Origin of the sequence: Mycobacterium sp. (assembly GCF_032159565.1) — a bacterium.
Taxonomy (GTDB): domain Bacteria; phylum Actinomycetota; class Actinomycetes; order Mycobacteriales; family Mycobacteriaceae; genus Mycobacterium.
In genome coordinates this window covers 1-24418 of record NZ_JAVHWR010000209.1, presented here as the reverse complement: position 1 = coordinate 24418, position 24418 = coordinate 1, and the positions used below count along the sequence as shown (strand labels likewise).

Here is a 24418-nt window from a genome sequence, read left to right as displayed (position 1 = left end):
CGCATGGTCTTAAGTGCAGTGGCGGCGTCGATGGTGGTCAGCACGCCACAGGCGCAGGCAGATCCCGGCGACGGCATCGCATTGAACGGCACCTACACGGCGTTCTCGGACGGTGTGTGGGCGAAGACGAACGACTCCTATCACGACGAGCGCAGCGTGACCCAGACGTGGACGATCAGCTCGACGTGCAGCACCTATCAGGACTGCACCGGACGTGTCATCAGTGACCAGGGCTGGAGCGCGGACATGATCTACATGAGCGGCAGTTGGCGAGTTCGCCGCACCTTGGACAACTGGGAACCGTGCATCGACGGCACCGCGACGCCGGGGGAGCAGACCTTCACGTTCTGGAAGGGCCACCCGGACGCGTTTTCCATGAAGGGCTGGGACACGACGAAGGGTCCGGGCGGTGCATGCGGACGCAACAAGCAGCTCGGTGTCCAGCTGCCCTTCACTCTCACCCCCGTCATGTGATTTCGGCGTGGCTGGTTGCGCGCAGCGCAACGCAGCACGCCGAAATCGCTCGGCACGCCTTCGACTTATCCGCCATTTCTGCATGAGGGTCGCGATTTTGTGCCGACAACAGCCGTCGCGCAGAAATCGGCGATACGTTGACAGTGTTCCGCGACCGGTCGTAGCGTAACGGCACGAATCTCAGGTGCGGGAGGCATCGTGTACATGCTCCGCTTCGACATGCGCGCACCACAGATCGGTGCGCCGACGGTGGATCTGTACGCCGCCGCAACCAAGATGTGCGCCTGGTCCGAGGATCACGGTTGTCTCGCAGCGGTGCTGTGCGAGCACCATGGCGCCGAAGACGGCTACCTGCCGTCGCCGCTCATTCTGGCGTCGGCGATCGCGGCTCGTACCGAACGCCTGGCGCTGAGCCTGATCCTTCTTCTGCCGTTCTACGACGCGGTCCGGCTCGCGGAGGACATGGCGGTACTCGACATCATCAGCAAAGGGCGGGCCTCCTACATCCTTGCGCTCGGCTACCGGCCGGAGGAGTTCGAACACTTCGGCGTTGACATGCGCACCCGCGGACGACTCGCCGACGAGAAGCTGGCCCTGCTGCGCGAACTGCTTTCGGGCGAAGCGATATTCGACGGCCGCCACATCAACACGACGCCTCCGCCGCACACCGCGGGCGGACCGATGCTGATGTGGGGCGGGGGCTCCGTTGCGGCGGCACGACGGGCGGGCAGATACGGGCTGGGCATGCTCGGGAACGCGAACGTCGAAGGCATGCAGGAGGCCTACCAGGACGCCTGTCGCCAGCATGGCCACGAGCCTGGACCGATATATCTGCCGGACCGCGAGACGCCATCGGTCTGCTTCGTCGCCGACGACGTCGACAAGGCGTGGGAGGAGATCGGCCAGTACCTGCTGCACGACGTGCGTGCGTACGCTGACTGGAATCCGGGCAACGATTACTCCGCCGGGTTCTCCGACGTGAAGACCGTCGACGAACTGCGTGAGAATCCGACGTCACACCGCATCTACAGCGTCGAGGAGGCTGTCGAGCGGGTGCGGGCCGGCGAGATGCTCAACCTGTCGCCCCTGTGTGGCGGGGTACCGCCGGAGATCGCCTGGCAGTACCTGAAGCGCGTCGGAGAAGTGGTCATGTCCGAGGTGGCAAAGTGACCGGTACAAGCGCGGTCGAGTTGTATTACGATCCCTACGATTTCGCGATCGACGACGATCCCTACCCGGTCTGGAAGCGCCTGCGCGACGAGGCGCCGCTGTATTTCAACGAGAAGTACGGCTTCTACGCCTTGAGCCGGTACGAGGACGTCGCACGCGAACTCCATAACTGGGAGGCCTACCGTTCGGGACGCGGTACGACGATGGACATCATCCTGGCGGGCATCGACCTTCCGCCCGGCATCATCCTGTTCGAGGACCCGCCGATCCACGATCTTCATCGCCGCCTGCTCTCGAGGGTTTTCACGCCACGGCGGATGGAGGCGATCGAACCGCTGACGCGTGAGTACTGTGTGCGGGCGCTCGACCCGCTGGTCGGCACCGATCGGTTCGACTTCATCGCCGACATCGGATCGCAGATCCCGATGCGCACGATCGGTTACCTGCTGGGCATACCCGAGCAGAACCAGGCGATGATCCGCGACACCTCCAACAACGCGCTCACGCTGACCGAGGGTGAGTTCAGCGGGGCGCGAGCAGACTTGTTCACAGACAGCCAGAGACTGTTCGCCGAGTACATCGACTGGCGAGCCGATCATCCCTCCGATGACCTGATGACCCAGTTGATCAACGCCGAACTGGAGGAGGACGGCACGTCTCGTCGGCTCACCCGCACCGAGGTGTTGATGTACACCAGCATGGTCGCAGGAGCGGGCAACGAGACCACGACGCGGTTGATCGGCTTCGCCGGTCAACTCCTCGCCGACAACCCCGATCAGCGACGCGAATTGTGCAAGGACTTCTCCTTGATTCCGCGCGCGATCGAGGAGGTGCTGCGCTACGAGGCGCCATCGCCCGTGCAGGCCCGGTACGTCGCCCACGACGTCGAGTGCCAGGGGCAGACGATTCCCGAGGCTTCGGTGATGCTGTTGCTCAACGGCTCGGCCAACCGCGACGAGCGACATTTCCCGGATGCCGACAGCTTCGACATCTTGCGCAGCCAAGCACATCTGAGCTTCGGTCAGGGCCTGCACTTCTGCCTGGGGTCAGCGCTCGCACGCATGCAGGCGAGGGTGGTGCTCGAGGAAGTGCTCAGGCGCTGGCCCGACTGGGACGTGGACTACGACAACGCCGAAAAAGCGCACACCGCGAGCGTGCGGGGATGGGCGAAGCTACCCGTCACGCTCGGCTGGTCGTGACCCCGCGCAACACCGTATCGCGTTGATGGATCAGTGATCCCCGCGTACCGAGCTCGTGCAGGATGTTCTCCGGGATCCAACCGACCCCGATGACCGATCGGGCCAGCATCTCGTTCGAGGGGCTGTCGATCTTCAACTCTCCAGACCGAATACCTTCCGCCAGAAGCGTTTTCATCTGCCGTATCCGCTTGGCGAAAAGCCAGCCGATATTCGGTGCGTCCGGCGGAGACTGCCGCATCCACGCCAGCTGAATACGAAACTCGTCGCCGAAGCGGTCAAGAACGTTGGTGTTGACCCAGCTCAACGCGTCCAGCTTCTCGATCACCGACGAGTCGGAGCGCAGCACCCGGGTCCACCCCTCGGCGACCCTCTCACCGAACGATTGCATGATCGACGCCAGGAGTTGGTCTTTCGAGCCGATCAGTCGGTACACCGTGCCGGTGCCGAGCTGTGCGGCCGACGCAATGTCCCTGATGGTGGTGACCTCGTAGCCTTTGCGGCCGAACTCGGCACGTGCGACGGCACGAACGTGGGCGGACTTGTCGTCGGGCTCGGCGGCGGTGTCTTCGGTCCACGACTTCACCAGATCGTCGGCCGCGGTGAACGCCGCCGAGCGGTCGAGCTGCGCATCGCTGGGCGGCACAGCGGCCAACCCCTCCAACAGGATTCGGCACAGCAGCTCGGAAAGCTTATCGGCGCTGGCGTTGAAACGAATGACGTCGAGACCGACCTGCAGCATCACCTGGACGAGGCGGTCGGCCAGCACGGGAAGGTCGACGTCGGACTTGAGGTAGCCGCTCCACCGGGCCGCCCGCAAGGTCTGCACCATCGCTTCCAGGATCGCTGTCGGCCGCTCCTTGGCGAGGGCGGTCAGTTCGCGATTCGGGCCGTGGCCCTCGTAGAACGTCATCTGCAGCGCAGCACCGTGTGTCACCGCGCACTGCGCGATCGCCGCGCCGAGATCCACGATCTGGTCGAAGGCGGACCGTGACCCGGGGGCGTCCAGCTTGCCCTGGGCGCGGTCAGCGATGCGGTCGAGATCCGTGTGATAGCGGTGAAGCAACTCGACGAGAATCGCTTCCTTCGATTCGAAGTGGTGGTAGAGGCTCCCCGGCAGGATTCCTGCCGCGTCGGCGATCTCCTGAAGCGAGGTGCGCAGACCGGAGCTGGCGATCAACGATGCCGCGGTTTGCAGTATCTCGGTCCGCCTTGTGCCGTCGTCATAGGCGTTTCCGTCGTTCGTCGGCGTCACTTGCCGACGCCCCACAACACCTCCACGGCATCTGACTCCCGTCGCGGGCTTGCCTGACTGACCCAATGTTTGGTTAACGCTACCAGAAGTCGGGCACCGCGCTGGGCCGTCCGATGCACCGAAAGTGCCGGTAGAAGGGCCGCGCGGCCTGGCGTCAGGGACTCGTCGTTGTGTCGACGAATTCGATGGTCTCAGGCGACAACAGAGAGGTCGCATCGCTCTGCCACTCGACCAGGCAGACCCGAGGGACGATGGCCCAGCGGCCGTCTCTGCGCTACATCCGATCGATGTAGCGACAGCCGAAGACGATCAGCGGTTTGGTCGGATCTTGGTCGGCGCCGACGCCAACTGGACGACGGCGCGTCAACTCTCAGCTGGTCGACCGGTTCGGCGAAGTGTAGGCCAGCTCACGTGGGGTCGGCTCCCAACCGCTCGGTGACCGCGAACACCTCTTCGTAATTCGTCTCTGGGACGGTGAACTCCGTCGTCGACGAGATCTCCGGAATATGAGCAGCGACGTCGTCGGCCGTCGGTTGTGAACCGCGCTGCGCCAACCAACCGTGAGCCAGACCGATGAACACGCGGGCATAGCGGCCTCCGATGGCCGAATAGTTGCGGTGGCTGAATTCGCAAGCGCGGCTGGCCAGGTAGACCACCATCGGTGTGACCAGCTCCGGCCTGATCATCTCCAGGAAGCCGGACTCCTCGAGGGCCCTGGTGTCGGCGACGGTTTCGGTCACCATCCGCGAGAAGCCGGTCGGCAGGACGGTATTGGCGAGTATTCCGTGTGATGCGCCTTCGAGGGCGATGATATTGGTCAACCCGACGAGTCCGGCTTTTGCTGCGGCGTAGTGAGACTCCAGGTGCTGGCCGAACATGCCCGCCGTCGACGAGATGAAGACGAACCGGCCGTAGCCCTGATTCTTCATCACGCGGTATGCCGGCTGCGCGAGGTAGAAGCCGCCGTCCAGGTGCACGCTGAGCATGCGTCGCCAGTCCTCCGGCGCCAGCTCGTCGAACGCGATGCTGTTGAAGATGCCTGCGTTGCTCACCACCGCGTCCAGCCGCCCGAAGTTCTCGACCGCAGTCGCCACGATCGCTTCACCACCCTCGGGGCTGTCGACTGAGTCGTGCGACGCGACGGCCGTCCCACCGGCGGTGGTGATCTCGTCGACAACCTGGTCTGCCACGGACGCGTCGGCGCCTTCGCCGTGCATCGTGCCGCCCAGGTCGTTGACCACGACGGACGCGCCGCGACGCGCAAGCTCGATCGCATAGAGGCGACCGAGCCCACGCCCGGCACCGGTGACGACCGCGACCTGACCTTCGAAGTCGATCATGTGCTCACTCCCCGGTACGTTGACTGGCAGTGCGTGCGGACACTACGGTGGAACAGATATTTGGTCAACACAGCGAGGTGCCGTGGCGAAGCTTGCAGACGGTGACCGCCTGCAGGCATTGGGCATGCTGGCTTCGGTGCTTGCCGGCCGAGCTGTCGCCGTAGCGCCAGTGGCGCCAGGCGAACCGTCGTGGACCGACGGCCAGACGGTCTACGTCGATCCCGCGGCGGGACCTCGAGCCAATCTGGAGTCGGCGGCGGTACACGCATCGCTGATCGCGGCGGGCAGCCTCGACTCGGAGGTAATGGGTTCGCTGGTGCGACGCCCGCGGATCGCACATCGCTATCTGGCCATCGAGGGCCACCGCGCGCTCGCCGTCAACGGTCAACTGCTGCCCGGTGTATTGGCGCATCTGGTCGAACCCGACTCGGCTGCGCGCAGCGATGCGCCCAAGGCGTCACTGGCCGTGGCATCCGGCAAGGGCGCAATTGACGAGCCGCCCAAGGTTTTCGGCGTGATACGCGCCAAAAAGGTGATCGCAGCCAACGCTCGCGCGACGCCACAGGTCGACGGCGAAAGCGCGGGCCACATCCCGCGGCGTGACACTGCCGAGCCGCTCGAAGAGCTCGACGACGACAACGTCGACGACACCGACGACCCCGATCTGTTCACCAGTCCGGTGGGAGGCGGCGGCTCCATCGGGAAGTGGCTGAAGAAGATGCTGTCATCGGCGCGCAAATCGGGCAGTAGTGGTGGGGGGCCTCCGGGGGCCGACGCGCCCACGCACCGAACGAATTCGGGCAACCGGGGCGCCTTTTCGGTCACCTCCGCGGCGGCCGTGACGTCGGAAGAGATCGCCGACGTCAAGCAGGAAGGCGTCAAGTATCCGGAGTGGGACGCCAATCGCAAGAGCTATCGCCTCGACTGGTGCACTGTCCGCGAAGTCGATCCGCAGGTCAAGGCGTCGGCGCCACAGGCCATCGACGGCGCCATCGGTGTGCGACGCCCGTTGGCGCGTCTCGGCATGGGTCTGCATCGTCGCCATCGCCAGTCACAAGGTGACGACATCGACATCGACGCCGCCGTCGAGGCACGGGTGGAGGTGAGGGCAGGATCGGCTCCTGACGAAGCGGTGTACCTCGACAGCCTGAGGCGGCGGCGGGACCTGTCGGTACTGCTGCTGCTCGATGTTTCGGGGTCCGCCGCAGAGCCCGGAACAGTGGGGCGCACCGTCCATCAGCAGCAGCGTGCAGCCGTTGCCGACTTGACCGTGGCCCTTCACGATCTGGGGGACCGCGTGGCGCTCTATGCCTACTATTCACAAGGTCGAACTGCGGTCACGATGATGCCGGTGAAGCGGTTCGACGACCACCTCGATGCACGAGTGATGAGGCGTCTGAACAGTCTTGAGCCAGGCGCGTATTCGCGGCTCGGTGCGGCTATTCGGCATGGTTCGTCGGTCCTGGAAGACCGCGGGGGAACCTCCCGTCGCCTACTCGTCGTGCTGTCCGACGGTCTGGCTTACGACCACGGATACGAGCGTGCCTACGGAGCGGCCGATGCTCGGCGTGCGCTCACCGAAGCGCGCCACCGCGGAACCGGATGCGTATGTCTCACGGTTGGGGCAGGTACCGACGCGGCGGTCCTTCGGAAGGTGTTCGGGAGTGCCGCTCACGCGACGATCGGCAGGCCTGAGCAACTCGGCACCGTGATCGGCCCGATGTTTCGGTCGGCATTGCGCTCTGCGGAAGTGAGACGCCGCGTTTCATAACGATGTTCGATTGAAACAAACATCTGTTCCGGGTTAGGCTTCGGTGACGCAAAGCGGCGGCAGGCGAAAGGGGCGAGATGGGCAACGAGCCCGGACTCGTACACCAGAATGGCGCGAAGCCGACGGCTGGGGGCTCGCGCCCGTACTACCGGTCGACAGGCAATGAAGAGGCTGTCTTCAAGGCGGCGTATCGGCAGGGTCTCTCGCTGGTCCTCAAAGGGCCGACCGGATGCGGTAAAACCCGTTTCGTCGAGGCGATGGCCCACGACCTCGGCCGGCCGCTGATCACCGTTGCGTGCCACGATGACCTGACGACTGCCGACCTGGTCGGTCGGTATCTGCTGCGAGGCGATGAGACCGTGTGGGTCGACGGTCCGTTGACGCACGCTGTACGCGAGGGGGCGATCTGCTACCTCGACGAGGTGGTCGAAGCCCGGCAGGACACGACGGTCGTGCTGCACCCCCTCGCGGATTACCGTCGTCAGCTGCCCATCGAACGCCTCGGCGTCACGTTGGATGCGGCGCCGGGATTCGGCCTCGTCGTGTCCTACAACCCCGGCTACCAGAGCGTCCTCAAGGACCTCAAGGACTCCACCCGGCAGCGGATGGTGGCCATCGAGTTCGGATTCCCCACCCCCGACGTCGAGGAGGGAATCGTCGCGCGTGAAGCCGGCGTCGACAACGCCACCGCCGCCGAGCTGGTCCGGTTCGGACAGGCGATCCGCCGGCTCGAAACCGGAGGTCTGCGTGAGGTGGCCTCGACACGTGTCCTCATCGCCGCGGGCCGACTCATCGCGGAAGGGTTGACTGTCCCTGACGCGGCCAAAGCCGCAATCGCAGGACCGCTGACAGATGATCCGTCCGTCGGCCGCGGGCTCGACGAGTTGATCAGTGTGTATCTCGCCGGGGCGCATGATTGACGCTGCTCGCCGCCGTCGTTACTGTCTGAACAAATATTAGGTTTGATCGCGGAGGTCGGATGTCCTACGAGAGCACAGCCGAACCGATCAAGGTCGGTTACCTGATGGACTTCACCCTGCCTCCTGGTTTCCCAGAGGAGTTGTTGGCCTCGTTCACGCAGAGCTTCGACCTGGTATTCGAAGAAGCGATCGAACAGGGCCTGATGGACCGACCTGTTCAGATGATCTACCGCGAAGTGGAAGGCCTGCCCAAAGGGTCGGTCAAGGCCGTGATCGACGCATACGGAGATCTGGTCGACGAAGGCTGTCTGGTGGTGTTCGGTCCGAACATCACCGACAACTGCGTTGCAGTGCGCGAAGCCATCGAAGAGCGGTTCAAAGTGCCTGCGATCAGCGTCACCGGTACCGACGACTGGCTTGGCGAATGGACGTTCGCTTTCCCCCAGGGGTCGATGACCGACGAACCGATTTTCCTGACCGATCTGGTGGTCAAGCGTGGACTGACCGAGATCGGAGTGCTGGTCGAACAGAACCTGATCGGCGAGAGCTACCTCCAAAACCTACGAAGCGCATGTGCTCGCAAAGGCGTCCGCATCGTCGCGGAGGCGCCGATCGCGCAAACGGCGCAGGACATCAACCAGGCCGTAAGCACGTTGTACGAGGCCAAAGCACAGGCAATCGTGCACCTTGGGTTCGGGTTCGGGATCGTCTTCATCAACCCGGCCCTCGAGGCCGTCGGTTGGGACCCACCGCGATTCACCACCACGGCCTTCCAGAACGCGTGGGTGAACCCGATCATGTGGAACGCGTTCCTCGGGTGGATCGGCGTCGACCAGTACGACGAGAACAACCCAATCGGCCAGGCGTGGCTCGACCGATACGCAAAGAAATACGACGGCAGTCGTCCCGAGTATTGCGTGTCGGTGGTCAACCACGACGTCGCCGCCACGATGGTGCGTGCGTTCACCGATGCCCATCCGTTGAGCCCACGCGGGGTCAAGGAAGCGCTAGAGCGCGTCAAGATGATGCCCGCCGCGTCCGGTGCGCCGGGAACCCGTGTGTCGCTTGGTAAATGGACGAGACGTGCCTGGATGGGCTCCGGCTATCTGGTAGCCCGGACGCTCGATCCAGACGGTATCAACTCCCATCTCATCGATCGCTTCGGAGAGGAAGCCTGACATGACGACACAGGAATCGACACCACCCGATACACAACTTGGTTCACGGGGCTCGGCGCGCACCGGCCCGAACTGGGGGCGATGGATTTCACTGATCGCGTGGCTCGGCTTCCTCGGGTTGTTCGCCGCCGTCGCGCGGACGGACGTCGACCCCCGCGTGGCCAACCCGAACGTCGAGGGGCGCCCCCGCCCGGTCGGGTTCCTGACCGGATTCGATCACTGGCAGGTCATCCCGCAGGTCGGCGCCTTGATCATGGTCGTAGTGCTGACCATCGTCTTCATCCGTGGCTGGCGGAAGAACCCCGGCAGCCCGGTGCTGATGATGGTCCTGGTCACGACGTTGATCGTGTGGCAGGACCCGATCATGAACTGGTCGCCATACGCGGTGTACAACCCGGCGTTGTTGCACTGGCCGGAATCCTGGCCCCTGATCATGATGTCGCCGACCGTTGAACCGTGGATCGTGTTCGGATATGTGACGTTCTACTTCGGTCCGTACTTCCCGGCGATCTGGATTCTTCGCAAGATACAGGCGAAGCGCGGCCCGGAAGCGTTCGTCTCCCGGCACCCGCTCATCAGCTTGGGTGCCCTGGTGCTGGTGATCGGCTTCATCTTCGACGCCATTCTGGAGATCAGCTTGGTGCGCACGGGGCTCTACATCTACTCGCAGGCGATACCTTTCGGAACGTTGTTCCCAGGCAGCACCTTCCAGTTCCCGCTGATCTGGGAATCGCTGTCGGTGACCTTCGTGATGATCCCGGCGGCCATCCTCGTCTACCGCGACGACACGGGGAAGTCGGTGGCGGAGAAGCTCGCCGCGAAGGCCAAGCTGTTCCCCACCAAGCCGGTGCTCGGCACGTTCCTGGTGATGTTCGCGATCATCAACGTGTCGTACTTCGCCTACGGCGGCTGGTTCTGGGCTATCAAGGCCAGCGGGTTGGCCACATCGGTCGCCTGCCCGTGGCCGTTCCCCGAGGCCAAGATCTACGACCCGCAGGGCTACTACGAGAAGGCCGGTGCCGAGGGACCGTACTCGGTCGGCAAGTGGTCCACCTGGCAGCAAGGTCTGCCGGACGGTCGCCCCAACGTCCAGGCGCCGCCGCCAGGTCAGGGAGCCTGCGCGCCTGCGAACGCGAATGGGTGACCGCAGGACGGTCGTCATCACCGGCGCGGCCCGTGGGCTCGGGTTCGCATCGGCGGTGCGGCTCTATCGCGAGGGCTGGCGCGTGGTCGCCGCCGTGCGCACACCCGACCGCGCCATGCCGTTGCTGCGCGAGGCGACCGGAGCGAGTGACGACGACGACCGGCTGATCGGCGTCCAGCTCGATCTGATGGACGCAGCGTCGATCTCGGCCGCCGCAAAGGTAATCGAGGAGCGCGTCGGCGCGCCGTACGCGCTCGTGCACAACGCCGGAATCTCCGCCGCGGGAATGGTGGAGGAAACCGATATGCAGTTGTGGCAGAACATGTTCGCTACCCACGTGATGGGTCCGGTGGCGCTGACCAAGGCGTTGTTGCCCGCCATGCGGGAGGCGGGCGAGGGTCGGATCGTGCTGGTGTGCAGCTCGGCCGGAGTGCGCGGGCAGCCGGGCACCGGTCCCTACTCGGCGAGCAAGGGCGCCATGGAACGCTGGGGCGAATCCCTGGCGGGTGAGATCGCCCCGTTCGGGCTGGGGGTGACGGTTCTGGTCACCGGCACCTATGACACCGACATCATCACCGATGCGGGCACCACCGACGACCGGGATTTCGCAGGGCCGTACGCGCGGCTGCACCAGACGATGAACAGCCGCGGCCGGTACGCGATCAAATTCGCCCGGCCGCCGCAACGGTTCGCCGACGGTCTGGTGAATGCGCTGGCAGACCGCGGAGCCTTCCGCCGTCACGGCGTTGGACCGGACGCGTCGATGTTGTTGGTGTCCAACAGAGTGCTGCCCTCTGCGGGGATGCATCACATGTCCCGGATCGTGCTGGGCATTCCCAGTCAGGGCGCGATGAGGGGCGGGGCCTACCCGTTGACGACTGCGCAGCGGGCGATGGTGTTCGCCGCCAAGGTGCTTCCGCAACCGGTCTTGCAGCGCCTGGCGTCGTTGGCAGTGCGGTTTTCACCGGCCAAGCAAGCGCCACCACAGGGGAATGAGAACAATGCCTGACACTCAGAAGGTCAACTTCGAGTCGAGGATGATGATCGACGGCAAGCTCGTCGACGGTGAAGCGGGGACGTTCACCAACATCAACCCGGCGAACGAAGACGTTCTCGGCGAGGTCGCCGATGCGTCGAAGGCCGATATGCACCGGGCCATCGACGCCGCCCGCAGGTCGTTCGACGAGACCGACTGGTCGACGAACCATGAACTGCGCAAGCGGTGCCTCGAGCAACTGCACGAGGCGATCGAAAACGAACTGGAGGAAGTCCGCGAGGAACTCATCCTCGAGGTCGGGGCTCCCAGAGCCGTGACACACGGCCCGCACCTGGATGCTCCCCTCGAAGACGGCCTCAAATACCCTGCGCGACTGATCGACTCGTTCGAGTGGGAAACCGACCTGGGCGACAAAGTCGTATCGGTGACCGGTGTCAACACCAGGCGCAAGGTGTGGCATGAGCCGGTTGGGGTGGTCGGCGCGATCGTGCCGTGGAACTTTCCGTTCGAAGTCACCATCAACAAGCTGGGGCAGGCGCTGGCCACTGGCAACACCGTGGTGCTCAAGCCGGCGCCGAATACCCCGTATAACGCGACGCGACTCGGACGGCTCATCGCCGAGAAGACCGACATCCCAGCAGGTGTCGTCAGCGTTGTAACCGCATCGGACCACTTCGTCGGCGAAGAGCTCACGCTGTCACCGAAGGTCGACATGATCTCGTTCACCGGCTCGACCGTCGTGGGCAAGCGGATCATGGAAAAGGGCGCCGCGACGATGAAGCGGCTGTTCCTCGAACTCGGCGGCAAGTCCGCGACGATCGTGTTGGAGGATGCCGACTTCAACACCGCCTGTCTCATCGGCATCGGCCCGCTGATGCATGCCGGGCAGGGGTGCGCCGCACCCACCCGAATGCTCTTGCCGCGCTCCCGATACGACGAGGGCGTTGCCATCCTGAAGGGCATCTATGAGAACATTCCTGCCGGTGATCCACAGGATCCCGGCACCATCTGCGGTCCCGTTATTTCCGCCAAGCAGCAGTCCCGCATCCTCGGCTACATCAAAAAGGGTGTCGACGAGGGCGCAACGATGCTGGTAGGAAGCACGGAGGCGGCCAAGCAGTTCGACCAGGGATTCTGGGTCAACCCAACGCTTTTCACCGATGTCGACAACTCGATGACGATCGCCCAGGAAGAGATCTTCGGACCCGTCCTGGTCGTCATTCCCTACGAAGACGAAGAAGACGCCATCCGGATCGCCAACGACAGCGTGTACGGCCTCGCAGGCAATGTGATGTCGAGCTCGCTGGAGCGTTCGCTTGCCGTAGCGCGACGGCTGCGCGCGGGATTCATCGGGCTCAACGGCACGGCCGGCTACGGCGCGGACACGCCGTTCGGCGGCTACAAGGACAGTGGCGTCGGCCGCCAGAACGGCCTCGTGGGGTTCAGCCAGTACACCGAAGTGAAATCCGTGGCCTACCCGGCCACTTGATAGGAGCCAACAATGTCAGATCTGTTCGACGACCTCGAAGATTTCGGGGCGTTCGACGACGTCGTCTCGGGCAATGTGCGTGATCCCTACCCGGAGTTGGCCAAACAGCGCCAGGAGACGCCGATCCAGCGGATCGACATGTCCGCGATGCCAGGCGAAGAGGGCAAGCCCGTCTTCATCGTGTATCGGCACGAGGACATCCAGCAGATGTTGCGCGACAACGAGACCTACTCGTCCAACGTCGTGATCCAGATCTTCGGCGACGTACTCGGCCACGGGGTGATGCTGGGCATGGACGAGCCCGTGCACGGCCGGCTGCGGTCGCTGGTGACGAAGGCGTTCACCCAGAAGGCGCTCGCGCGCTGGGAGGACGAGATCGTCGGGCGCATCGGCAACGAACTGATCGATCAGTTCGCCTCAGAGGGCAAGACCGACTTGGTCAAGACATTCACCTTTCCGTACCCAACCCGCATCATCGCCGCGCTGCTGGGCCTGCCGGAGGAGGACTTTCCGCAGTTCCAGCGCTGGTCTATCTCGATGCTCAGCTTCACCGTCAACCCGGAACGCGGCAAGGCGGCGTCGCAGGCGTTGGTGGACTACTTCAAGCCGATCCTTCAGGCCCGTCGGGCCGAGCCACGTGAGGACCTGATCAGCAGCCTCGCAGCGGCCGAGATCGATGGGCACAAGCTGGACGACGAGGACATCTACTCGTTCATCCGGCTGCTGCTCCCTGCCGGGGTGGAGACGACGTACCGGTCGCTGGGCAACCTGTTGTTCGGGCTTCTCACCAACCAAGATCAACTCGATGCGATCCGAGCCGACCGGTCTCTCATACCGCAGGCGATCGAGGAGGCGGTGCGGTGGGACGCGCCGTTGTTGAACATCACCAGGGTCGCGACCCGTGACACCGAGTTGTCCGGGGTGCCGATTCCGCAGGGCTCGTCGGTGATGCCGATGCTTGGTGCCGCCAACCGGCAGGAGGACCGGTATCCCGAGCCAGACCGCTTCGACATCTTTCGTCAGGCCAAGGTGCCGATCAGCTGGGGCCACGGCGTTCACGTCTGTCTCGGCATGCATCTGGCTCGGCTCGAAATGCGCACTGCGGTAAACCTTCTGCTCGACCGGTTGCCCAATCTGCGGCTGGATCCCGACGGCAACGACCCACACATTCGTGGCATGGTGTTCCGTTCGCCGACGTCATTACCGATCCTCTTCGACCCGCCGACCAGGAGTGTGTCTTGACCGACTTCGAAACAGTCGACTTCTTCACCGACGAGTCACTCGTTCCCGACCCGTATCCGTACTTCGACCACCTGCGATCGAAATGCCCTGTGACACAGGCGACGCCGTTCAACGTGCTGGCCATCACCGGATACGACGAGGCACTCGCGGTGTACAAGGACGCCGCGTTCTCCTCGTGCATTTCGGTGGCAGGCCCGTTCTCGGGGCTGCCGTTCGGGCCGGGCGGTGACGACGTCTCGGAGTTGATCGAGGAACATCGCCTCGCGGTCCCGATGAGCGAGCACATCACCACGCAAGACCCGCCGCTGCACACAAGAACGCGCGGACTGCTGAACAAACTCATCACTCCCAAGCGGCTCAAGGAGAATGAGGACTTCATGTGGCGTCTGGCGGACGAACAGCTCGACAAGTTCGTCGACCGCGGCGCATGCGAATTCCTCGAGGACTATGCAAAGCCGTTCTCCCTGCTGGTCATCGCCGATCTGCTCGGGGTCCCCGCCGAGGATCATGACGAGTTCCGTGCAGTCTTCGCGGGTGAGCTGGTCGGTCAACTGGGAGAGGAGGCGCCCACGACGCACAATCCGCTGCAGTGGCTGAACGAGAGGTTCCACAGCTATATCGAGGACCGGCGACGCGCACCGCGTGAAGACGTTCTGACGGAGCTGGCGCAGGCGAAGTACGAGGACGGGTCGACGCCGGAGGTTGACGACGTGATGAACCTGTCAACGTTCCTGTTCGCCGCGGGAACCGAGACGACGACGAAGCTCGTCAGCTCAGCGGTGCGCATCATCGCCGAGAATCCGGAGTACGAAACATTTCTGCGTGACGATCGAGGCCGCATTCCGGCATTCCTCGAAGAGACTCTGCGGATGGAGAGTCCGGTCAAATCTCACTTCCGGATGGCACGCACCTCGACGACCGTCGGCGACGTCGAGGTGCCCGCAGGCAGCACGGTCATGTTGCTGCCCGGCGCGTGTAACCGAGACGCGCGCAAGTTCTCCGATCCCGACACGTTCCGTCCTGACCGCCGCAACGTCCGCGAGCAGATCGCGTTCGTCCGAGGCGTGCACTCCTGTCCAGGAGCGCCGCTGGCCAGGACCGAGGGCAAGATCTCGTTGAACCGGATCCTGGATCGGATGACGGACCTGCGGATCTCGGAGGAGCACCATGGTCCAGAGGGCAGCCGTCGGTACAGCTATGAGCCGACATTCATCATGCGCGGGCTGGCTGAGCTGCACCTGGAGTTCAAGCCGATGCCCTGAATGGGTAGGCACCGCTACCTTGTTCACATGAGCAGGTTGGCCGCCGACTATGCGAGCCGGCTCGCGGGTGCGTACCTATTGTCGATCACCGCGGCCGTCGCCATCCTGATCCCACTCGGTGGCGAGGCTCTCACCGGAGCGCAGCACTACTTCACCACGCAGAACATCGTCACGTCGGCGATTCTGGTCGCCGTCGGAACGATCGTGGTCACGGTGGGTGGCGTCCTGAACATCTCGCCGACGCTGAGGTGGTTCAATCCCGGCCTCGAACCGGATGATCGTCAGCGAAAAGGGTTGACGCGGATGCTCGCTCGCCAGTGCGTGCTCCTTGCGGGTACGTGGGTGGTAAGCGGCGCAATCTCCGTGCTGCTCAATGTCGGTGGCGGGACCGGCATTGTCGTCGCAACCGCTTTCGGTGTCGTGCTGGGCGGATCCGCCGCGACGGGCATCGGCCTTCTATTGACGATGAAGCTCATTCGCCCGCTCCTTGCCGCCGCGACCCACGCGTCTGAGCGCCTCGTCGCGGCACCCGGCGTCTTCGCACGCCTGATTCTGATGTGGTTGCTGTGCAGTGCATTGCCATGCCTCGTCATCGTGGCGCTGGTCGTGGTGCGTTCGAACGGCTGGCTCATCCCGAAGACGGCATCGGTCGAGATCGCAGCCCTGGTGGTGGCATCGGCGGCGGTCATTCTCGGGCTCCCGACGATGATCCTCACGTCGAGATCGATCTCCGATCCGATAGGCGAAGTCGTCGACGCCATGGCCGAAGTCGAGCGAGGACGTTTCGACACGTCAGTGGATGTCTTCGAACGATCCGAAATCGGCCGACTGCAGAGCGGTTTCAACCAGATGGTCGCCGGGCTGGCCGAGCGGGAGCGGGTACGCGACCTGTTCGGCCGTCACGTCGGCACCAACGTCGCGCTTCGCGCCATCGAAGAGGGCGCCGCGATGTCGGGTGACGTCCAGGAGGCGGCGATCCTCTTCATCGACCTGACCGGCTCGACGGCGCTGGCCGCGAGTCATCCGCCGCAGCGGGTAGCCGAGGTGCTCAACGAGTTCTTCCATATCGTCGTCAACGCCGTCGACGCCCGTGACGGGATGATCAACAAGTTTCAGGGCGACGCCGCACTCGCCGTGTTCGGGGTGCCCTGGCGCAGCAACGGCGCGGCGTCCTCGGCGCTGGCGACGGCGCGTGCGCTCGGGGAGCAACTGCGCGAGCTGCCGCTGGTGGACTTTGGGATCGGTGTGTCGGCGGGTCCTGTGTTTGCGGGCAACATCGGTGCGGAAAACCGCTACGAGTACACCGTGATCGGCGACCCGGTGAACGAGGCGGCGCGCCTCGCCGACCTCGCGAAGACGTCGGATCGACGGATTCTGTGCTCGGCGGCTGCCATCGAGCGCGCCGACACGGCCGAACGCGAGCATTGGGCCGCCAAGGGCAGCGAGGTGTTGCGGGGCCGATCCGAGGCCACGGAGATCTCCGCGCCGGACGCACACCGCTAGCCATCGAGCAGTCGTCGAGCCTGCGGGGGAATCGCGTTTCGTCGGGAGAATGCGATCTCCCCGCAGTCTCGGCTGTTCGGGGCGGTAGCCTCGGGACGTGGCCGGATTGACGGCCGTTAGCGCCGACGAACTCGCTGCCCTGGAGATCTTCAAGGGCTGTCGTCCTGATGTTCTGGTGCCACTGGCGGCGCAGCTACGTCCGCTGAATGCGCCGGCGGGCCGGGTCTTGATGCGTCAGGGCGAACGCGCGGAATCCTTCCTGTTGATCGGCGCCGGGAAGGCGGAGATCACGCACACCGGCAGCGACGGCGTGCCCATCGCCGTGGAGCTGTCGCCGCCGCTGATCGTCGGCGAGATCGCGCTGCTGCGAGAGGCGCCACGGACCGCGACTGTGGTCGCGACCGAGCCGCTGACGGGTTGGGTCGGTGGGCACGGCGCCTTCGCCGCCATGCTCGACGTGCCGGGCATGATGGACAAGCTGGTGCGTACGGCGCGCCAGCGACTGGCTGCCTTCATCACGCCGATTCCGATTCAAATGCGAGACGACTCTTGGCTTTACCTGCGGCCCGTCCTGCCGGGTGATAGCGAACGCAGCTCGGAAGGCACCATCGAGTTCTCCAGCGAAACGTTGTACCGCAGATTCCAGACGCCTCGTACGCCGAGCCAATCCTTGATGACCTACCTGTTCGAGGTCGACTACAAGGACCACTTCGTATGGGTGATGACGGAAGGCGAGGAAGGGCCGGTGGTGGCCGACGCCCGGTTCGTGCGCGACGAAGCCGATCGGACGCTTGCGGAGGTGGCCTTCATCGTCGGCGACGAGTACCAGGGCCGTGGCGTCGGCTCATTTCTGATGGCCGCCTTGGCGGTTGCCGCGCGTAGCGACGGGGTGCGCCGCTTCTCGGCGCGGGTGCTGTCCGACAACCTTGCCATGCGCAAGGTACTTGACCGGTTCGGCGCACACTGGCAGCGTGAGGATTTGGGGGTGGTGACGACGGTCATCGATGTGCCGACGCTGCGCGATCTGGGCATCTCGAAGGAGCTCTATCGCGAAATTCACAGTGTCGCAAGGCAAGTCCTGGGGGCGGTCGGCTGATGCGGCCACCACTGAGCAAGGACACCCGGCTGTGCATCTCGCTTGCGGGCAGGCCGAGCAATATCGGCACCAGGTTCCACAACTATCTCTACGACCTGCTGGGGCTGGACTTCGTCTACAAGGCGTTCACCACGACTGACATCGTCGGGGCGATCGGTGGCGTACGGGCGCTCGGCATCCGCGGCTGCTCGGTGTCCATGCCGTTCAAGCAGGACGTCATCCCGCTTGTCGACCGGGTGGAGCAGTCGGCCCAGGCGATCAACGCCGTCAACACAATCGTCAACGACGGCAGACACCTCACCGCATCGAATACGGACTACATCGCGGTGCAGCGGCTCATCGAGGAGCACGGACTGCAGCGGTCACAGTCGGTGCTGATTCACGGCAGCGGTGGAATGGCCGGCGCGGTCGGTGCTGCTTTCCGGGACAGCGGCTTTCAGAAGGGTTTGGTCGTCGCCCGCAACACCGAGGCCGGTGCCGGCCTGGCGCGCCAGCTCGGCTACGAGTATGCGGCCGAGGTGGGTTCGCGAACCGCCGATGTCATCGTGAATGTGACCCCGGTCGGCATGGCGGGTGGACCGGAGGAGCGGCTGAGCCCCTTCGACACGTCGACAATCGCCAAGGCGGACACGGTATTCGACGTGGTGGCCGTGCCGTCGGAGACCCCGCTGATCGTTGCCGCCCGTGCCGCGGGAGTGAACGTGATCACGGGCGCCGAAGTGATCGCGCTGCAGGCCGCCGAGCAGTTCGAGCGTTACACGGGTGTGCGACCGACGGCCGAGCAGGTGGCCGACGCGTCGGCGGTCTCGCGAGCCTGACTACGGCGCGTTGACGACGACGATCGGACGGCGTACGCGCTCGACCTGGTGACTGGTGAAGCCGGAGTAGAAGACACGCGCGCCGACGAACCAGGAAAGCGACGAATGCACCGCCGTGGTCGTCGGGGCGGCGTCGGCTGGCAACGGCAAGGAGAACGGCAGGCCGAACTCGTAGCCGCCTTGCATCGGGATCTTCTTGCCCAGGTGCAGGGGAGGGCCGTCGAGAGCACCGCCTTGGGCCGGGTAGCGCTCGATCGGATGGTGCTCGCGGTGGCGCTGCCAATAGACGGCGATGTCGGCGTTCGGCAGGTCCTGTTGCGCGCGAACGACGAGGTGGCCGGTGATGGGCTCGCCCGCCCGCCATACGGGCGACGGCATCACGATGTCGAGTTGGGTTGCGCCGTCACCCATGTAGCGCTCCATCGGTTCCTCGATCGCGTCGACGTCACCGGTGCCGATGACGACCTGGAACTCGCCGCGCTCGTCGACGTCGCGGCCGTCGCGTTCGATGACGAGCCGACACGACCAGCGGGCGATCTCCGGTGAGGAGGCAGGTGCCCAGGACGGGACGGTGAAGGTAGCAGATGCGTCGGCCAATTCATCTGCGGCGAGAGGTATGTCGACCCGAGTTACACACACCCAGTCGTCGTTGTCGCGTTCGCCACCGTAGTTGGTGCCGACCTGGCCCGCGGGCCAGAGCGAATCGTTGGCCGCTGCGGCGGCGGAATCCGTCCGGCCGGCCCAGTGGTACCGGTAGAAGTTGTCGTAGCCCCACTCGAGCCGCGCCGCTGTCACCTTGTCGACCGGCTTGTCGGTGGAGACGGTGACGGTCACCGGCTGACGTGGCCGCACAACGGCAGGCGTCACGGTCACCCGGACGCCTGCCGAGCGGTTGAAGAGTCCCACCGAAGCCCGCTACTTCTTCCGCTGGGACACGGCGTACTCCTCGGGGTGGTGCTTCTTCTGGTGGGCCCGCACGGGCCACAAGAGCAGCCACAGCACGGGGTAGACCGTCACGTAGAACAGCGCATGCAGCGCGGCGGCGACGATGACGAAGAACACCCACCCGGGATAGATGAGGATCAAGCAGAACTGGATGAACTGCTTGAGCACCACCGGGTAGCCCTCGGCCATCGACCACAGGAAGCGTGGGCTGGCGGGCTTGAGATACCGGTTCACCGCGGAGGTTTCGGCCTCGGCTTCCGCTTGTGCCTCACTGATGTCGCGGCCGCGCTCATCTCGGGTAAGACCGCGCTGGGGCGGCGGCGGCTCGTGTTGAGCTGGAGGCTGGACCGCGGTCACGGCGCCGGAGTGATGGTGGTTTGCTCGTCGATCACGTTGGTGGCTTCCATGAGAGCGCCCATCTGATCCTCGGTGCCGTCGGCGTTGAGTTGCAGGACGAACAGGCCGTCGGCGCCAGGGATCACCACCGTCTTCTGCGCGACAGCATGCTTGACGCCGTCCTTCGTGTACATGCCGCCCACCTGCCAGGCGTCGAAGCCGCCGAGTGTGCTGGCCGAGCCGGCGCCGTCGCCCTCATAGCCCGGTAGGTTCTTCATCTCGCCGGGTGCGAATTCGAGGATCTTGGCCGGGTCGACGTTGCCCTGCAGCTTCGAGAGCAGCGCAAGGATGGTCGGCGGGCTGGCGGCCATCGCCGGGTCACCGGTGAACTTCATTCCGCTCCATGCCCACGGAGGGGTTTCGGCCGCCATGTCCTCCCATCCGGGTGGGACGGGAAGGTTGATTTCGGGAGACCCTGGATCGCCACGTTTCACCGGTGATTCGGTGATGCCGTTCTGTTTGATGTAGTCGGGAATCGTGGCGTTGGGCTTGACAGCCTCCTGCGACGGAGCGGCCTTGCTGGACGAGCTGGTCGAGCTTGACGTGGTCGCCTCGCCCTTCTTGTCGTTGGAACCGCAACCCGCCAGGGCCAGGCCGACTGCGACGGCCATGATGGCGATGCCGCCGGCCCTAAGTTTTGTCATGGAGTCTCCCGTGTCGTGGAATCTGCGCCATGAGCCTACGGTCGGCAAACGATTTGTGGATGGAAAACCGCCACGGCGGATAGCCCGTCATTCTGCGGGCGGAACAGCACGTCAACTCGGTTTGCCCGTTGTGGGGGCTGCGGCCATTGGTCGATGACTAGAGTGACGCAGCAGACGGACACCACTCCCGTGGTCACGAGGCCTCGTCCGCTGCAGATCGTTCGTGACTCGCTGAATTTCGACCCGTCGAAGCGGCCGGCGGCGACCCCGCCCAGCGGCAACGGTCCGCTGAGGCAGATCGTCAAAGCCTTGACCGGCCAGAAACCCAACACGACGACGAGCACCGAGGCGAACAACGAGGAGTCGAAAACACCGGCTGCCTGAGTCGGCCCGCCTAGGTGCGCGCGTCGCAGTTCAGCGAGACGGTGATCGTCCGGCGGACCACGATGGTCACCAGATCGAAGTCCCGCTTGTCGCCTTTGCGGCCGTTGTCCACCCGGATGGTCCGGGTGATGTCCTGCGGATTGCGAACGCTGGTGACGATGCACTGGTCGAGTGGGGCACTGCCCACCCGGTCGATGTTGACGTCGTAGCCGGAAGCCTCCAGCTGCCCGATCGTCGCGTAAGCACCGCCGGGTGCAATCGGTTCGGCCGCCGCCGTAATCCCCGGCGCGAGCCCCACGCCCGCCGCAACGATTCCCCCTGCCATAGCCAATGCTGGGCGCATGACAGTTTCTCCACACTTCTCTTAGGCCCGACCCACTGTTGTATCGCTATAGACACGCAAAGTGTTGCCAGCCGGTTCAAAGCCTTACCTGTGGTATCAACGGGCGGTGCGCCGGATCGCGCTCGTCGAGGCCCTCGCGGTGGCGTGCGTGCTCGCGGCGTGCGGTCCGCCCGGCACGTCGACGCAGACGTCGACGACTGCGCCTTCTTCAGCAAACCTCCAGGTCAACCCCGCCAGGGTCAGCCGGACACGCGGCGGGCTGCCCCCCGGATATGAGGTCGCAGATGCCAACGGGCCCGCTTCGCCCGCCGCTTTGTGGGGTTTCGGCCCCGGTTGGGTCACCGAACCGCAGCAGTGCGGAGTGCTCGCCGGGCCGGTCACCGATGACGCGACCACCCAAGGCTGGTCGGGGTCTGGTCCCGGCGGAATCGTGCACGCCGCGGTGACAGGCTCGTCGACGGCGCCCGTCACTTTCGACGCGTCGGTCCTGGCCGAATGCGGGCGGTGGACGGTGACGTCGGGAAACACCACCGGCACCGTCGACCTCGTCGAGGCCCCGGCCATCGAGGGCGCCACCACCGTCGGCATGAACACCATCGCCAAGACGGTCGTCGAGGGCGGCACGGAGACGACCTCGGCCGCCTACACCTTCAGCGCCTATCTCGGTGACTACCTGGCGTTCGTCACCGTGGTCACGGATCCGGGATCGCCGAACCCTGCACTCGGCCAAGAATTCGCCGCCGATCTATTGGTCGAAACGGTGTCGGCGTTACGCGGCTGAAGCCGCGTCCGCGGGTACATTGGCGGCGATGTTGAACCTGAGGGCGGTGTTCGCCGTCGCGTGCGCCGGTGCTCTTGCCGCATGCGGCTCTGCCGAATCTGCGGAGCCTGACCTGTCGCACGCCGACATCGCCAACATCAGGAACCTCCGGTCGGACTTTCCCGCGCCGTTCAAGGTCAGTGACATCGCCCCGACGGGCATCGACCCAAAGCTTGTCGAGCCCCAAAAACTGCCTGCGGGAATGAAATTCGAGCCCGCCGACTGCGCACAGTTCGCCAATCAACAGCTTCTGCCCAGCGGGGTGAAGGGCAATATGTCGGCGATCACTGCGGAGGGCAACGGTAACCGGTTCATCGTGATCGCGGTGGAGACGTCGGAGGCTGTGCCTGCTAACGAGCCGACGTCGAACTGCCAGAAGGTTGGATACAGCGGTCCGGCGTTGCGCGGAGTCGTCGAGGTGGTCGATGCACCCAAGATCGACGGGGTGCAGACACAGGGCGCGCATCGGGTCGTTCAGACCACGGTCGACGGCAAGGCCCGCACCGGCGAGTTGTACAACTACGTCGCGAAATTCGGCACTTTCGTCGTCATCGTCACCGCCAACCCGCTCGTGATCCCCGACAAGCCCGTGGCGCCCGTCGACATCAAGAAAGCCGGCGAGTTGCTCAGCGCGGGAGTGTCCGCGGTGAAAGCCTGAGGCTCAACGGACGTCGTGCGTCCGGAACTGGATACTGATCCGCTGGCCGACCGGCTTCACCGTCTTCGGTATGGCGTGCTCCCACGTTCGCTGGCACGAACCGCCCATCACCAGGAGATCGCCGTGGTGGTGCTGCAGCCGCAGCGACTTGCCGCCACCGCGCGGCCGTAGCGCGAAAACCCTTGTGGCGCCCAGACATACGATCGCCACCATGGTGTCCTCGGTGCTGCTGCGGCCGACGGTGTCGCCGTGCCAGGCCACGCTGTCGTCGCCGTTGCGGTAGAGGCACAGGCCTGCCGTGGTGAAGGGTTCGCCGAGTTCGCCGCCGTAGGTGTCGTTGAGTCGCCTGCGCATCTGCTTGAGCATCGGGTGCGGCGCCGGTTCGTCGATCAGATTGTGAAAGCTCACCAGGCGGGGCACATCGAGCACACGGTCATACATCTGTCTGCGCTCGGCACGCCACGGGATGGCCTCCACGAGCTCGTCGAACAGCGAGTCCGCGTCGGTCAGCCAGCCCGAGCGCACCTCGACCCACGCGCCGCTGCCGAGGTGCTGCCGTTCGGCGGGGTCGAAGAGAGAGCTTTGTAGAGCCACCTCCATACGCGCCAGTTTATCGCACACCCGTTCGATTCCTCAGAGCCGCACCGCGCCGGGTCCTCTGTCGGCAAGGACGTCGCCGGGGTTAGTCAGTGCGCATGTCTTCAGGCTGAGGCACCCGCAGCCGATGCAGCCGGTGAGGTTGTCGCGCAGCCGTTGCAGGTGCACTATGCGGTCGTCGAGGTCCTGGCGCCAGCCTGCGGACAGCCGTGCCCAGTCCTTGCTGGTCGGGACGCGGTCGATCGGCAGCGTCGCCAGCGCCTCCCGAATGCGGGCGAGCGGAATGCCGAGCCGTTGGGACATGCGGATGAACGCGACGCGCCGCAGCGTCTCGCGTGCATACCGCCGCTGGTTGCCCGACGTTCGGCGGCTGGCGATCAGGCCATGGCGTTCGTAGAAGTGCAGCGCCGAGACGGCCACGCCACTGCGATCGGCCATCTCGCCAGGCGTCAGTTCGTGGAGGTCCATACCTGAACAATAGTTGAGGTGGCTGAACAACAGTTCAGGTGCCTAAAGGCGATACGGTGCATACGTGTCTGGGAATGCGCTGGGGGTGAACTCCGAGGTCGGGACGTTGCGGGTGGTCATCCTGCACCGCCCCGGCGCCGAATTGCAGCGGCTGACGCCGCGCAACAACGACAGGCTGTTGTTCGACGGGTTGCCATGGGTGGCCCGCGCCCAACAGGAGCACGACGCCTTCGCCGACCTTCTGCGGTCGCGCGGCGTCGAGGTGCTGCTGCTGTCGGATCTGCTGACGGAGGCGTTGGCCAGCGGTG

26 protein-coding genes are annotated in these 24418 nt (G+C 64.9%); 18 read left to right on the top strand and 8 right to left on the bottom strand.

The window, feature by feature from the left end:
• The first annotated feature begins 3 nt into the window (after window positions 1-3).
• The 3 genes from QOC76_RS28145 (at window position 4) to QOC76_RS28135 (ending at window position 2843) form a co-directional block, all read left to right on the top strand.
• Window positions 4-474: an Rv2253/PknI dimerization domain-containing protein gene (locus QOC76_RS28145; RefSeq protein WP_526362723.1), complete on the top strand. Its 471-nt coding sequence runs from the start codon at window positions 4-6 to the stop codon at window positions 472-474.
• 198 nt (window positions 475-672) lie between these two features.
• Window positions 673-1644, top strand: a complete 972-nt coding sequence (locus tag QOC76_RS28140; protein ID WP_526362721.1) for an LLM class flavin-dependent oxidoreductase — start codon at window positions 673-675, stop codon at window positions 1642-1644.
• A complete protein-coding gene (locus tag QOC76_RS28135) occupies window positions 1641-2843 on the top strand; it encodes a cytochrome P450 (protein WP_526362719.1) in 1203 nt (400 codons plus the stop codon). The genes QOC76_RS28140 and QOC76_RS28135 overlap by 4 nt, the downstream gene beginning before the upstream one ends.
• Here QOC76_RS28135 and QOC76_RS28130 read toward each other — a convergent pair.
• Together QOC76_RS28130 and QOC76_RS28125 are read right to left on the bottom strand one after the other, a co-directional pair.
• Complete coding sequence (locus QOC76_RS28130) at window positions 2824-4110, bottom strand: TetR/AcrR family transcriptional regulator (RefSeq protein WP_526362717.1); 1287 nt, start codon at window positions 4108-4110, stop codon at window positions 2824-2826. The genes QOC76_RS28135 and QOC76_RS28130 overlap by 20 nt on opposite strands.
• A gap of 392 nt (window positions 4111-4502) precedes the next feature.
• Window positions 4503-5435, bottom strand: a complete 933-nt coding sequence (locus QOC76_RS28125; protein ID WP_526362715.1) for an SDR family NAD(P)-dependent oxidoreductase — start codon at window positions 5433-5435, stop codon at window positions 4503-4505.
• Window positions 5436-5559: 124 nt separating this feature from the next.
• Between QOC76_RS28125 and QOC76_RS28120 the strand changes: the two genes are divergently transcribed.
• The 11 genes from QOC76_RS28120 (at window position 5560) to QOC76_RS28070 (ending at window position 18855) form a co-directional block, all read left to right on the top strand.
• Window positions 5560-7206 carry a nitric oxide reductase activation protein NorD gene (locus tag QOC76_RS28120; RefSeq protein WP_526362833.1) on the top strand — a complete coding sequence of 549 codons (1647 nt, stop codon included), beginning with the start codon at window positions 5560-5562 and terminating at the stop codon, window positions 7204-7206.
• 77 nt (window positions 7207-7283) lie between these two features.
• A complete protein-coding gene (locus QOC76_RS28115; RefSeq protein ID WP_526362713.1) occupies window positions 7284-8126 on the top strand; it encodes an AAA family ATPase in 843 nt (280 codons plus the stop codon).
• Between the two features lie 59 nt (window positions 8127-8185).
• On the top strand, window positions 8186-9304 hold the full coding sequence (locus tag QOC76_RS28110; protein WP_526362711.1) for an ABC transporter substrate-binding protein: 1119 nt from the start codon (window positions 8186-8188) through the stop codon (window positions 9302-9304).
• A gap of 1 nt (window position 9305) precedes the next feature.
• On the top strand, window positions 9306-10448 hold the full coding sequence (locus QOC76_RS28105; RefSeq protein WP_526362709.1) for a spirocyclase AveC family protein: 1143 nt from the start codon (window positions 9306-9308) through the stop codon (window positions 10446-10448).
• Complete coding sequence (locus QOC76_RS28100) at window positions 10441-11457, top strand: SDR family oxidoreductase (RefSeq protein ID WP_526362707.1); 1017 nt, start codon at window positions 10441-10443, stop codon at window positions 11455-11457. Before QOC76_RS28105 ends, QOC76_RS28100 begins: the two co-directional genes overlap by 8 nt.
• Window positions 11450-12934 (top strand): aldehyde dehydrogenase family protein, encoded by a 1485-nt coding sequence (locus QOC76_RS28095; RefSeq protein WP_526362705.1) that lies wholly within the window; start codon window positions 11450-11452, stop codon window positions 12932-12934. The genes QOC76_RS28100 and QOC76_RS28095 overlap by 8 nt, the downstream gene beginning before the upstream one ends.
• A gap of 12 nt (window positions 12935-12946) precedes the next feature.
• The gene (locus tag QOC76_RS28090) at window positions 12947-14176 is read left to right on the top strand and encodes a cytochrome P450 (RefSeq protein WP_526362703.1); all 1230 of its coding nucleotides are present in this window, start codon (window positions 12947-12949) and stop codon (window positions 14174-14176) included.
• Window positions 14173-15438: a cytochrome P450 gene (locus QOC76_RS28085; protein WP_526362701.1), complete on the top strand. Its 1266-nt coding sequence runs from the start codon at window positions 14173-14175 to the stop codon at window positions 15436-15438. The genes QOC76_RS28090 and QOC76_RS28085 overlap by 4 nt, the downstream gene beginning before the upstream one ends.
• Window positions 15439-15465: 27 nt before the next feature.
• Window positions 15466-16941 carry an adenylate/guanylate cyclase domain-containing protein gene (locus tag QOC76_RS28080; RefSeq protein WP_526362699.1) on the top strand — a complete coding sequence of 492 codons (1476 nt, stop codon included), beginning with the start codon at window positions 15466-15468 and terminating at the stop codon, window positions 16939-16941.
• 97 nt (window positions 16942-17038) lie between these two features.
• Window positions 17039-18037 (top strand): acetyltransferase Pat, encoded by a 999-nt coding sequence (gene pat, locus QOC76_RS28075; protein ID WP_526362697.1) that lies wholly within the window; start codon window positions 17039-17041, stop codon window positions 18035-18037.
• Window positions 18037-18855: a shikimate 5-dehydrogenase gene (locus tag QOC76_RS28070; RefSeq protein WP_526362695.1), complete on the top strand. Its 819-nt coding sequence runs from the start codon at window positions 18037-18039 to the stop codon at window positions 18853-18855. The genes pat and QOC76_RS28070 overlap by 1 nt, the downstream gene beginning before the upstream one ends.
• On the opposite strand, the gene QOC76_RS28065 is transcribed toward QOC76_RS28070, so the two are convergent.
• The 3 genes from QOC76_RS28065 to lpqN are packed head-to-tail and all read right to left on the bottom strand — an operon-like array spanning window position 18856 to window position 20840.
• Window positions 18856-19761, bottom strand: coding sequence for a hypothetical protein (locus tag QOC76_RS28065; RefSeq protein WP_526362693.1), 906 nt, complete (start codon window positions 19759-19761; stop codon window positions 18856-18858).
• A gap of 9 nt (window positions 19762-19770) precedes the next feature.
• A complete protein-coding gene (locus tag QOC76_RS28060) occupies window positions 19771-20157 on the bottom strand; it encodes a hypothetical protein (protein ID WP_526362690.1) in 387 nt (128 codons plus the stop codon).
• On the bottom strand, window positions 20154-20840 hold the full coding sequence (gene lpqN, locus QOC76_RS28055; protein WP_526362684.1) for an envelope biogenesis lipoprotein LpqN: 687 nt from the start codon (window positions 20838-20840) through the stop codon (window positions 20154-20156). The genes QOC76_RS28060 and lpqN overlap by 4 nt, the downstream gene beginning before the upstream one ends.
• 153 nt (window positions 20841-20993) lie before the next feature.
• Here lpqN and QOC76_RS28050 point away from each other — a divergent pair, with 153 nt between their 5' ends.
• A complete protein-coding gene (locus QOC76_RS28050) occupies window positions 20994-21224 on the top strand; it encodes a hypothetical protein (RefSeq protein ID WP_526362682.1) in 231 nt (76 codons plus the stop codon).
• A 10-nt stretch (window positions 21225-21234) separates the two neighbouring features.
• Here the strand turns inward: QOC76_RS28050 and QOC76_RS28045 are convergent, their stop codons facing one another.
• A complete protein-coding gene (locus tag QOC76_RS28045) occupies window positions 21235-21567 on the bottom strand; it encodes a hypothetical protein (RefSeq protein ID WP_526362680.1) in 333 nt (110 codons plus the stop codon).
• A 106-nt stretch (window positions 21568-21673) separates the two neighbouring features.
• On the opposite strand from QOC76_RS28045, the gene QOC76_RS28040 reads away from it, so the two are divergent.
• Entirely contained in the window at window positions 21674-22348 is a 675-nt protein-coding gene (locus QOC76_RS28040) for a DUF5642 family protein (protein WP_526362678.1), read from the top strand.
• 28 nt (window positions 22349-22376) lie between these two features.
• Window positions 22377-23045 carry a DUF5642 family protein gene (locus QOC76_RS28035; protein ID WP_526362676.1) on the top strand — a complete coding sequence of 223 codons (669 nt, stop codon included), beginning with the start codon at window positions 22377-22379 and terminating at the stop codon, window positions 23043-23045.
• A gap of 3 nt (window positions 23046-23048) precedes the next feature.
• On the opposite strand, the gene QOC76_RS28030 is transcribed toward QOC76_RS28035, so the two are convergent.
• Both QOC76_RS28030 and soxR read right to left on the bottom strand, forming a co-directional pair.
• Window positions 23049-23645 (bottom strand): alpha-ketoglutarate-dependent dioxygenase AlkB, encoded by a 597-nt coding sequence (locus QOC76_RS28030; RefSeq protein ID WP_526362674.1) that lies wholly within the window; start codon window positions 23643-23645, stop codon window positions 23049-23051.
• 33 nt (window positions 23646-23678) lie between these two features.
• Window positions 23679-24110: a redox-sensitive transcriptional activator SoxR gene (soxR, locus tag QOC76_RS28025; protein ID WP_526362672.1), complete on the bottom strand. Its 432-nt coding sequence runs from the start codon at window positions 24108-24110 to the stop codon at window positions 23679-23681.
• Window positions 24111-24174: 64 nt separating this feature from the next.
• Here soxR and QOC76_RS28020 point away from each other — a divergent pair.
• The coding region (locus QOC76_RS28020) for an arginine deiminase family protein (protein WP_526362670.1) at window positions 24175-24418 on the top strand (244 nt) is incomplete at its 3' end.

Excerpts from the sequence above, each read along its gene's own strand:
- QOC76_RS28070 (WP_526362695.1), top strand. The coding sequence starts at position 18,037 with ATGCGGCCACCACTGAGCAAGGACACCCGGCTGTGCATCTCGCTTGCG.
- soxR (WP_526362672.1), bottom strand. The coding sequence starts at position 24,110 with ATGGACCTCCACGAACTGACGCCTGGCGAGATGGCCGATCGCAGTGGC.
- QOC76_RS28125 (WP_526362715.1), bottom strand. The coding sequence starts at position 5,435 with ATGATCGACTTCGAAGGTCAGGTCGCGGTCGTCACCGGTGCCGGGCGT.
- QOC76_RS28080 (WP_526362699.1), top strand. The coding sequence starts at position 15,466 with ATGAGCAGGTTGGCCGCCGACTATGCGAGCCGGCTCGCGGGTGCGTAC.
- QOC76_RS28095 (WP_526362705.1), top strand. The coding sequence starts at position 11,450 with ATGCCTGACACTCAGAAGGTCAACTTCGAGTCGAGGATGATGATCGAC.
- QOC76_RS28090 (WP_526362703.1), top strand. The coding sequence starts at position 12,947 with ATGTCAGATCTGTTCGACGACCTCGAAGATTTCGGGGCGTTCGACGAC.
- QOC76_RS28110 (WP_526362711.1), top strand. The coding sequence starts at position 8,186 with ATGTCCTACGAGAGCACAGCCGAACCGATCAAGGTCGGTTACCTGATG.
- QOC76_RS28120 (WP_526362833.1), top strand. The coding sequence starts at position 5,560 with ATGCTGGCTTCGGTGCTTGCCGGCCGAGCTGTCGCCGTAGCGCCAGTG.
- lpqN (WP_526362684.1), bottom strand. The coding sequence starts at position 20,840 with ATGACAAAACTTAGGGCCGGCGGCATCGCCATCATGGCCGTCGCAGTC.
- QOC76_RS28145 (WP_526362723.1), top strand. The coding sequence starts at position 4 with ATGGTCTTAAGTGCAGTGGCGGCGTCGATGGTGGTCAGCACGCCACAG.
- QOC76_RS28050 (WP_526362682.1), top strand. The coding sequence starts at position 20,994 with ATGACTAGAGTGACGCAGCAGACGGACACCACTCCCGTGGTCACGAGG.
- QOC76_RS28035 (WP_526362676.1), top strand. The coding sequence starts at position 22,377 with ATGTTGAACCTGAGGGCGGTGTTCGCCGTCGCGTGCGCCGGTGCTCTT.
- QOC76_RS28045 (WP_526362680.1), bottom strand. The coding sequence starts at position 21,567 with ATGCGCCCAGCATTGGCTATGGCAGGGGGAATCGTTGCGGCGGGCGTG.
- QOC76_RS28105 (WP_526362709.1), top strand. The coding sequence starts at position 9,306 with ATGACGACACAGGAATCGACACCACCCGATACACAACTTGGTTCACGG.
- QOC76_RS28115 (WP_526362713.1), top strand. The coding sequence starts at position 7,284 with ATGGGCAACGAGCCCGGACTCGTACACCAGAATGGCGCGAAGCCGACG.
- QOC76_RS28030 (WP_526362674.1), bottom strand. The coding sequence starts at position 23,645 with ATGGAGGTGGCTCTACAAAGCTCTCTCTTCGACCCCGCCGAACGGCAG.
- QOC76_RS28100 (WP_526362707.1), top strand. The coding sequence starts at position 10,441 with ATGGGTGACCGCAGGACGGTCGTCATCACCGGCGCGGCCCGTGGGCTC.